At 71.1% G+C, this 9,425-nt stretch carries 9 protein-coding genes; 2 read left to right on the plus strand and 7 right to left on the minus strand.

Annotated features, from left to right (window positions below; translation table 11 throughout):
* Both ABZ260_RS39015 and ABZ260_RS39020 read right to left on the minus strand, forming a co-directional pair.
* On the minus strand, positions 1–1,186 hold a 1,186-nt coding region (locus ABZ260_RS39015), incomplete at its 3' end, for a phosphoribosyltransferase (protein WP_355627566.1).
* A 332-nt stretch (positions 1,187–1,518) separates the two neighbouring features.
* Positions 1,519–1,884 (minus strand): hypothetical protein, encoded by a 366-nt coding sequence (locus ABZ260_RS39020; protein WP_355627568.1) that lies wholly within the window; start codon positions 1,882–1,884, stop codon positions 1,519–1,521.
* 155 nt (positions 1,885–2,039) lie between these two features.
* Here ABZ260_RS39020 and ABZ260_RS39025 point away from each other — a divergent pair, with 155 nt between their 5' ends.
* Positions 2,040–2,471: a pyridoxamine 5'-phosphate oxidase family protein gene (locus ABZ260_RS39025; RefSeq protein ID WP_350926016.1), complete on the plus strand. Its 432-nt coding sequence runs from the start codon at positions 2,040–2,042 to the stop codon at positions 2,469–2,471.
* Positions 2,472–2,493: 22 nt separating this feature from the next.
* Complete coding sequence (locus tag ABZ260_RS39030; RefSeq protein WP_355627570.1) at positions 2,494–2,649, plus strand: hypothetical protein; 156 nt, start codon at positions 2,494–2,496, stop codon at positions 2,647–2,649.
* Between the two features lie 160 nt (positions 2,650–2,809).
* On the opposite strand, the gene ABZ260_RS39035 is transcribed toward ABZ260_RS39030, so the two are convergent.
* From ABZ260_RS39035 to ABZ260_RS39055, 5 genes are all read right to left on the minus strand, one after another.
* Positions 2,810–4,414 (minus strand): fatty acyl-CoA synthetase, encoded by a 1,605-nt coding sequence (locus ABZ260_RS39035; RefSeq protein ID WP_355627573.1) that lies wholly within the window; start codon positions 4,412–4,414, stop codon positions 2,810–2,812.
* Positions 4,415–4,728: 314 nt separating this feature from the next.
* Positions 4,729–6,426, minus strand: a complete 1,698-nt coding sequence (locus ABZ260_RS39040; RefSeq protein ID WP_355627575.1) for a GAF domain-containing sensor histidine kinase — start codon at positions 6,424–6,426, stop codon at positions 4,729–4,731.
* A gap of 70 nt (positions 6,427–6,496) precedes the next feature.
* The gene (locus ABZ260_RS39045; RefSeq protein WP_355627577.1) at positions 6,497–7,051 is read right to left on the minus strand and encodes a hypothetical protein; all 555 of its coding nucleotides are present in this window, start codon (positions 7,049–7,051) and stop codon (positions 6,497–6,499) included.
* Positions 7,052–7,248: 197 nt separating this feature from the next.
* Positions 7,249–8,100 (minus strand): universal stress protein, encoded by an 852-nt coding sequence (locus ABZ260_RS39050; RefSeq protein WP_355627580.1) that lies wholly within the window; start codon positions 8,098–8,100, stop codon positions 7,249–7,251.
* A 182-nt stretch (positions 8,101–8,282) separates the two neighbouring features.
* Positions 8,283–9,320 carry a zinc-dependent alcohol dehydrogenase family protein gene (locus tag ABZ260_RS39055; RefSeq protein ID WP_355627583.1) on the minus strand — a complete coding sequence of 346 codons (1,038 nt, stop codon included), beginning with the start codon at positions 9,318–9,320 and terminating at the stop codon, positions 8,283–8,285.
* Between the last annotated feature and the right edge of the window lie 105 nt (positions 9,321–9,425).

Genomic DNA, 9,425 nt, shown 5'->3' on the forward strand with positions numbered 1-9,425 from the left:
GCTCGGGTCGATCGTCGTCTTCCTGGTGGCGTCGGCGCTGTGCGGCGCGGCCCAGCAGGGTCGCCGCCCGCACCTCGGGCAGCCGCGGCCCGGCCAGATCGGGCCGCCCGCCCCTGGAGACGACGGCGGCGACCTCGCAGCCCGGCTCCGCCGCCGCCCACAGCGCGGCCGCCGCTCCGGTACTCGCTCCGAAGTAGCCGACAGGAAGGCCCGCCGCCCAAGGTTGATCGCCCAGCCAGCCGGTCACCCGGACGAGCCTTTCGGCCAGCAGCCCGATGTCGAACACGTTGCCTCTGTCGGCCCCCTCCTCCAGGGTGAGCAGGTCGAACAGGAGCGTCCCCAGACCGGCGCCGTTGAGCACGCCGGCCACGTACCGGTTACGCGGGCTGTGCCGGCTGCTACCGCTGCCGTGCACGAACACCACCACTCCCCCGGCGCCGTCCGGGACGACGAGCTGACCGGGCAACCCGACCTGCCCGGCGTCCACCAGGACCTCCTCGTCGAGGCCCGGCACATCGGAGGTCGCGCTCCCGTCGCGCTCCCCCACCGCGGACGCGGCCCTTCGGAGCAGCTCGGCCACCTGCTCATCGGTGGTCTGGGAAAAATTGATATACCAGACGCCGACCGCCAGAAGGCGTTCCGGTGTCCGCAGGCAGACCACCTCGTCGGCGACCTCGCGCAGGCTCGCGATCGTCTCCGGTGACCCCACCGGCACCGCCAGCACCACCCGTGAGGCGCCCCGTGCCCGAGCGACCTGGCAGGCGACACGCGCCGTCCCCCCGGTGGCGACCCCGTCGTCCACCACGATCGCCGTGCGACCCGTCAGGTCCACCGGAGCGCGGTCGCCGCGCAGTTGGCGCGCGCGGCGCAGGACCTCGGCCCGCTCGTACTCCTCCACCTCGGCCGTCTCCGCGTAGGTGAGCTCCGTGAGCAGCACGATGTCGTGATTGATGACGCGGACCCCGCCCTCCCCCACGGCGCCGAACCCGAGTTCCGGCTGGAACGGCACCCCGAGCTTACGGACCACGATCACGTCCAGTGGCGCGTCAAGGGCCCGCGCCACCTCGAACGCCACCGGCACGCCGCCCCTGGGCAGACCCAGAACGACCACTTCTTCATCAGCACCGACAGACCCGCGTAACCGCTCGGCCAGCCGCAGGCCCGCATCCTGACGATCGGCGAACACCACGCCCCCCTTCCGACGCCCCGCGCACCTCCGCTCACCTGCGGAGCCTCGAGATCACGTCCGCGTCCGGCTTCGCCGGGCAACCGGCCGCTCATCGGTCGCCGCGGCCCTTCTCACAGCCGACGGCGAGACCTCACCCCCAACAGCCACTGTCAGCCGCCGGGGCATCCCGGCGCCAGGGCTGAAAGCCCCGGTTCGCAAGGGCGAAAGGTCCCGGTTCGGAGTCCCATATAGGAGAACAACCGGCCAGGCGGACCCATTTCACGAGTATCGGCCCGTTTCCCAACCGCTGTTGGAGCGCCGCTCCCTTGGGGATTCACGGGGATGAAGGCTCAGGACACGATGCCGCCCTCGCACTCTTCGAGCACGCGGCCGTTCTCGTCCACGATCAGGTATTCGAGCTCGCAGCCGATGCCCACCTCACCACAGGCGGCGATCAGAGCCCTCAGGCGGGCCTCGGCCTCGGCGACCGTCGCCTTGAGGGTGCCGGACAGCAGGTAATGGGGCTCCTGGTCACGACGGTTCACGGGCTGGGCGTAGACCGAGATGATCTCGCTGTCGTAGTCGATCTCCCAGCCGAAGAAGTGGAGCGCGACGCGGACCGGGCCACCCGCCCAGACCTCCAGAACGCGCGCCATGGTCATGTGGTCGTCACCGTCCAGAACCCCGGCGTACTCGACGTACTCGATGTCGGCCATGGTCACGATCATCACATGGGGGAGGCCGGCCAGATGAAACCGGGACGGCAACGGCGTTGAACGCGTACCGCGGACCTCCCCGAAGGCCGAACACCGCCAATGACAGGACTTTAGCCCCTAACGTCCCCGGTGCGCCGACGGGCAGCCTGGGAGGCATGAAGCTCGACTCGGCAGGCCTTGAAGTGCTTTCCCGGCCGGAGTGCCTCGAACTCCTGGGCTCGGTCTCGATCGGACGGATCGTGTTCACCGACCGTGCCCTTCCGGCCGTGCAGCCGGTCAACTTCGTCCTCGACGGCGAGACGGTGGTGATCCGCACCACCATCGGCTCCAAGCTCGCCGCGGCGGCCCGCGACGCGATCGTCGCCTTCGAGGCCGACGACTTCGATCCGTCGGCGCGCACCGGCTGGTCGGTCACCGCGGTGGGGCCCGCGCGAGCCGTGTACGAGTCGCGGGAGATCGAACGCCTGGCCCGGCTGCCCCTGACCACCTGGGCACCGGCAAGCCGGGACCACTACATCCTGGTGCAGACGGGCCACCTCACCGGCCGCCGCATCTCGCCCAGGCCCGTCGACGACCAAGCCCGGTGAGGCCCTGTTCGACCGGCGTCCGGTGACCGTCACCGACGAGGTGATGATCGTCCAGGGGAGCACCGCCTGCCCTGAGCCCGCATACAGCGTCCTGTGGGTGATCCGGCTTGACGCCGATGACCGCTGCCGCGAGTTCACCGGGTGCCGGATGGAACACCCCGCCCCCACGGCAGGGTGAACCGTGGCCGGGCACGGCCGGTCTTCCGAGGTGGCGGACGCGAACCGGCGCCGGCGAGCGTCCGGTGAGGTGGCGGGCGCGCACCCGGCCGCGCCGGCGAGCACCGCCGTACGGACGGCCGGGTGCGTGCCGCCCGTACGGCGGATGACGTCCCGGGGTCTCAGCGCCTGGCGCCCGCGTCGGCGATCCGGTCCGCGAGCTCGCCGTGCCGCTCCCGGAGTTCACGCTTGAGGATCTTGCCGCTCGGGTTCTTCGGGAGCGCGTCGACGAACGCGAACGCCTTGGGAACCTTGAACGGTGCCAGCCGCTCACGGGCGTGCGCCCGCAGCTCCTCCTCGGTGACGGCCGCACCGGCCTTGGCCACCACGATCGCGACGACCGCCTCGATCCAGCTCGGATGCCTGACCCCGACGACCGCCACCTCGGCGACGGCGGGGTGTTCGTAGATCGTCTCTTCGACCTCGCGGCTGGCGACGTTCTCTCCACCGGTCTTGATCATGTCCTTGATCCGGTCGACGACCGTGAGGTAGCCCTCCTCGTCCATGGTCCCCAGATCGCCGGAGTGGAACCAGCCGCCGCGGAACGCCTCGGCGGTCTTCTCCGGGTCGTCGAGGTATTCGAGGATGGCGTGCGGGCTCCGATGGACGATCTCCCCGATCTCACCGGCGGGCACGTCCCTGCCCTCGGCGTCCACGACACGGGTCTCCACGTTCAGGGCGGCCTGACCGGCGGATCCGGCCTTGCGGATCTGGTCCTCGGGCTGGAGCATGACGGCGACGGGCGCCATCTCCGTCTGGCCGTAGAAGTTCCACAGGCGCACGCCGGGCAGCCGCTCGCCGATCTCCCGGAGCACCTCCACAGGCATGATCGCCGCTCCGTAGTAGCCCTTGCGCAGCGAGGAGAGGTCGCGCCTGTCGAAGTCCGGGTGGCGCAGCAGGGCGATCCAGACCGTGGGCGGCGCGAAGAACTTGGTCACCCGGTGGCTCTCGATCGCGGCGAGCACCGCGGCCGGGTCGGGTCCGGGCAGGATGACGCTGGAGGCTCCGAGCTGGATGTCGGGCACCAGGAAGCAGTGCTGCTGCGCGCAGTGGAACAGCGGCATCGAGTGCAACTCGACGTCGTCGCGGTCCATGCCGCCGTCGATGACGCAGCTGCCGTACTGGGCGATCAGCGCGGCATGGGACAGCACCGCGCCCTTGGGGCGCGACTCGGTGCCCGAGGTGTAGAGGATCTGGGCCGGGTCGTCCGGCGCGATGGGCACCGCGGGCTCGCGGGAGTCCCGGTGGTCCAGCAGGGCCGAGAACGGCTCCCAGTCTCCGGTCGCCTCGCCGTACACGATCCGTGTCCGCAGGCGGTCCGTCGCCTTGATCGCCTCTTCGGCGACCGGGAGGAGCTCATCCTGCGCGATCAGGGCGACGGCGGAGGAGTGACCGACGACATATCCGACCTCCTCGCCCCGGAGCATGAAGTTGATCGGCACCAGTACGGCACCCGCCCGGGCGACGGCGAAGATCGTCTGGACGTACGCGACGCTGTTGCGCGAGAGCACCGCCACCCGGTCGCCGGGGCCCACCCCTCTTTCCAGGAGCGCGTTGGCGATCCTGCCGGCGTCCTCGTCGAGCTGGGCGTAGGTACGGCTGCTCACGCCGTCCGACACGGCGAGCCGGTGGGGATGACGCCGGGCGGACCGGCGAAGCAGGTCGGCCAGCGATTGACGGCGGGCGAGCGCGACATCCGCCCGCTCTGAGGCTCCGGCAAGAGACATGGGCTTCTCCAGAGTGTCTGCTACAGACAAAACTTCTGGTAAGCGTAGCGATATCCGCCCTTTCGCGGCGCGCAGAGGACTTTGACCGGCGACTACCACCCGCACACGAAACCTCCGGGTGGCGGGGAGATCCCCGCCACCCGGCAGACTCTTCGACCAGCGGGGTGCCGGTCTGCTTGAGGCGGTTGCCCTCGGCGTCCCAGGCTTCGACCTTCAGGCTGACCGCGCCCTTGGTTCTGACCGGCCGCGGCGGCTTTCCCGCAGGCGCGAGCCGAAGGACCGCAGGACGGGGCCCAGGGCGCCGTGGCGCGCGACTAGAGCGGCACGCTCCAGGTCAGGCTGGTGCCCCCCGTCTCCGGCGAGACGATCTCGAAGGAGCCGCCGAGCAGGGTCGCCCGCTCCTGCAGGTTGCGCAGGCCGCTGCGCCTGCCGTCGCCGGCCAGCCCGACGCCGTCGTCCCGCACGACGAGGGTGAGCCGGTCGTCCAGCGCCTCGGTGGAGACGTCGATCCTCCCGGCCCTGGCGTGCCGTACCGCGTTGGACAGGGCCTCGCGCAGCACCGCCAGCAGGTGGTCGGCGACCTCGGGCGGCACCCGGTTGTCAAGCTGCCCGTCCATCCGCAGGCCGGGCATGAAGCCCAGGTGACCACGGGCGCCTTCCACCATCTCGACGATGCGGGCGCGCAGGCTGGGGGCGCCGTCCCCGCTGGGCGTCTGAAGGGCGAAGATGGTGGAGCGGATCTGGCGGATGGTCTCGTCGAGCTCGTCGATGGCGCCCTTCAGGCGGCCGGAGGCCTCCGGCCTCTCGACCAGCCGGACCGTGCTCATCAGCGTCATGGCGACGGCGAACAGCCGCTGGATGACCACGTCGTGCAGGTCCTTGGCGATGCGGTCGCGGTCTTCGAGCAGGCCCAGCCGTTCGGCGTCCTTGCGGCTCTCGGCCAGCTCCAGTGCCACCGCCGCCTGGGCGGCGAAGGCGTGCAGGGTACGCAGCTCCGACCGGACGAACGGGGTGCGGCCCGAGCGCTTGCCGAGTGACAGCACGCCGCGTGCGACACCCGCCGCGCCCAGCGGGACGGCCCCCACCGGGCCCATCGGCAGATGATCGGAGAACACGCTCCGCAGTCCGGCCTCGTCCAGATCGTTGACCATGAGGGGCTCGCCACCGGCGAAGGCCCGTCCGGCCAGGGAGCCGGCGACCTGGATCTCCACCTGCTCCAGTTGCCCGGCGTTCTCGCCGTCGGCGATCGCCACCCGTAGCAGCTGCCCGCCCGCCTCCGGCAGCAGGATCGCCACGACGTCCGCGCCGGTCATCTGACGGGCGCGCCTGGCCATCAGGGTGAGGACCTCCTGGGGGTCCGCGCCGGACAGCAGGCTGGTGGTGATCTCCGAGGACGCGGCCAGCCACGTCTCCCTGCGGCGGGTCTCCTCGAACAGGCGGGCGTTCTCGATCGCCACACCGGCCGCGGTGGCCAGCGCGACGACGATCGCCTGGTCCTCCTCGTCGAACTCGCCGCCGCCGCGCTTCTCGGTGAGGTAGAGGTTGCCGAACACCTCGTCGCGCACCCGGACCGGCACCCCGAGGAAGGAGCCCATGGGGGGATGGCCCGGGGGAAAGCCGTAGGACTCGGGATGGTCGGAGATGCGCGTCAGGCGCAGCGGTCGCGGCTCCTTGATCAGCAAACCGAGCAGGCCGAGGCCGTGCGGCCAGTGCTCGATCCTGGCGATCTCCTCCTCGCTCAACCCCACCGGAATGAACTGCACCAGCGTGTTCTCCTGGCCGACCACGCCCATCGCACCGAAACTGGCGTCCACCAGCCTGGTCGCGGTCTCGACGATGCGGCGCAGCACCGTCTCCAGGTCGAGGTCGCTGCCGACCGCCACGACCGCCTCGAGCAGAGCGTGTACGCGGTCGCGGGTGGCGAGGACCGCTTCGAGCCGAAGCTGCAGCTCCGACAGCAGTTCATCCAGCCGCATGTTCGGAAGCAGGGGGTGGGAGTCGGTGTCTGCCATGTCCGGGAGTCTCGCACCAAGACGGCAAAACGCCCACCCCGATCACGGGGTGGGCGTCTCGGTGGCCCGGTTACCGCAGGACGGGGTAGTTCCGCACCAGGGAGGTGTTGCTCCACCACCTGCCGATGCCGAGGGTGTCACCGGCGCCCGCCATCGCCAGCCCGGCGAGCACGACGATGTAGACGATGTGGTCGTCCATGAACGGGTTGGTGGCCAGGGGCAGCTCGGCGGCCCACATCAGGATCAGCATCAGGCCCCCGGCGACGGCGGCGATCCGCATGCCGGCCCCCAGGATGAGGGCGACGCCGACCCCGAGCAGGCCGAGCATGAACAGCCAGTCGACCCAGGCCTGACCGGCCAGGCCGGAGAAGAGGCCGCCGAGGGCGTTCTCACCGGTGCCCTTGAGGAACCCGGTCGTGGGGCTGCCACCGGCGACCCAGGCGCGGTCGGCGGGGGTGGCGAACCCCCAGCCGAAGGTCTTGTCGAGGAACGCCCACAGGAAGATCCATCCGATCGAGATGCGCGCGATCGCCCAGACGTAGTCGACCGGACGCGTCGCCGCCGGAGGGGTGGCGTTCGCGGCGGACTGCTTGGAGGGAACGTCCCGACCGTGCGTGGTGGCCATGACGGCCCCTTTCGGTAGTGTTTCGCGGTCTCTGCTGTGTCTTCATCACATCGTTTTCCGGGGCCGCCGCGCAGTGCCGTACGGCTCGCGCCCGGACTGCGAAGGTCATCGCGTTCATGGGACCTTCGGCCTCTCGCCCTCGTCGAACCCTGGCAGGGGCCCGCCAGGCCCCTGCCAGGACCCCGCCGAGCCCCCTGCTAAGACCTGACGACGGCGACGGAGCAGCGGGCGTGGTGCAGGACGCCCCGGCTGACCGAGCCCAGGAACAGCGAGCCGAGGGCACCGCGGCCGTGGGAACCGACGACGAGCAGGTCGCAGGTGTCGGAGGCGTCGCTGAGAGCCTCGACCGCGTGGGCGCGGCGCACGTCCTCGATCACCTTCACCTCGGGGTACCTCTCCCGCCACCCGGCGAGCCGGTCCGTCATGACCTTGTCATGGGCGGCGCGGAACTCGTCCATGTCATAGACGATCTCCGGGGCGTAGATGTGCACCGGCACCTGCCAGGCGTAGAGGGCGCGCAGGGTGCTGCCGCGCAGCCTGGCCTGCTCGAAGGCGTAGGCGAGGGCGGGCTCACAGGCGTCGGAGTCGTCGAGGCCGACCGTGATCTCGCCGTGTGCCCCGGCCCGGCCGGGACGGACGACGACGACCGGGCAGTGCACGTGACCGGCGACGTGGACGCTGACCGAGCCGATCACGGCTCCGGCGAACCCGCCGAGCCCCCTGGTGCCGACGACGACCTCCGTGGCGTCCTTTCCCTGCTCGCGCAGGACCAGCGACGGCGGTCCCTCGACCAGCGTGGTGGTCACCTCGATGCCGGGCTGCCGGGAGCGGGCCGTCTCCTCCGCGGCGGCCAGCACCTTCCGGGAGGACTCGGTCACCGCGTCCTCCCATTCGGGGGCGGGGAACTTGGGAATGTCGTTCGGCCAGCGCTGCACGGCGGTGACGATGCGCAGCGGCAGGCCCATCCGGGCGGCGTCGTCGGCCGCCCACTCGATGGCGGCGGTCGCGTTACTGGAGCCGTCGGCTCCAACAATGATCAGATTAGACATGGGTCCTCCTTATTCCCATCTGACCTTCGCCAAACCTGCCGCGCCCAGGGCCGGAAGTCCCTTCCGGCCCGCGTGACGGCAGGGCCTTTCGTCACCCGCGGCGGAACCGGACGGCGCTGTGGCGTCGAGGACCCGCGCCAGGAAACCCCGTCTCCCGGCGCCGGTGACGTCCGCCGAGCGGGTCAGCCGCGGGTGAGCACCACCTTGAGCGCCCCGGTCTCCTGCGGGTGGGAGAACACCTCGTAGGCCTTCTCCATGTCGTGCAGCGCGAAGTGGTGGGTGACGAACCGGCCGCCGTCCAGCAGGCCCGCCTCGAGCATGCTCAGCAGCGTCGGCGTGGAGTAGGTGTCGACCAGGCCGGTGGTGAAGGTGAGGTCGCGTGCCCACAACTCCTCAAGGTGCAAGGTGACGGGCCTGCCGTGCACGCCGACGTTGGCGACGTGGCCGCCCGGCCTGACCAGGCGGGCGCAGAGCTCGAAGGTTTCCGGCACGCCGACGGCCTCGATGGCGACGTCGGCGCCCAGGCCGCCGGTCAGCTCGGCCACCTCCTCGGCGGGATCACCGCCCGCGCCGATCACCACGTCGGCGCCGAAGCGGGTGGCCGCCTCCAGCCTGGCCTCGGCCAGGTCGACGGCGATGATGCGGCTGGGGCTGTAGAGACGGGCGGCGGTGATCGCGGCCAGGCCGATCGGGCCCGCGCCCACGACGACCACCGTGTCGCCGGGGGCGACCCTGCCGTTGAGCACACCGACCTCGTAGGAGGTGGGCAGGATGTCGGCCAGCATGAGCACGGCCTCGTCGCCGATCCCCTCGGGCACGAGATGGGTCGAGGTGTCGGCGAAGGGAACGCGTACGAACTCGGCCTGCGTCCCGTCGATGTGGTGGCCCAGGATCCAGCCGCCGCCGCCCAGACACTGCCCGTAGGAGCCCGTACGGCAGTAGCGGCAGCGCCCGCACGCCGAGACGCACGAGACCAGGACGCGGTCGCCTGGCTTCAGCGCGACCCCGGCGCCGACCTCGGTGACCGTGCCGACCGCCTCGTGTCCCAGGATCCGGCCCGGCTCGACGGCCGGCACGTCCCCTTTGAGGATGTGCAGGTCGGTGCCGCAGATCGTCACCGCGTCGACGCGGACCACCGCGTCCGTGGGCGCCTGGATCCCCGGCTCGGGGACCTCCTGCCACGATCTTCTGCCGGGACCCCGATAGACCAGCGCTTTCATGATCCCCCCTTCGTCTCTCGCCGCCGGTAAGCGGATACCTGATCTCCCTGCGCAACGGGTCCGACCTGCAGGCCGTGCGGAGCGAGCACCCCGAGCGGGTGGTGG

Source organism: Streptosporangium sp. NPDC006013, assembly GCF_040614275.1.
In the GTDB taxonomy this organism is placed as follows: domain Bacteria; phylum Actinomycetota; class Actinomycetes; order Streptosporangiales; family Streptosporangiaceae; genus Streptosporangium.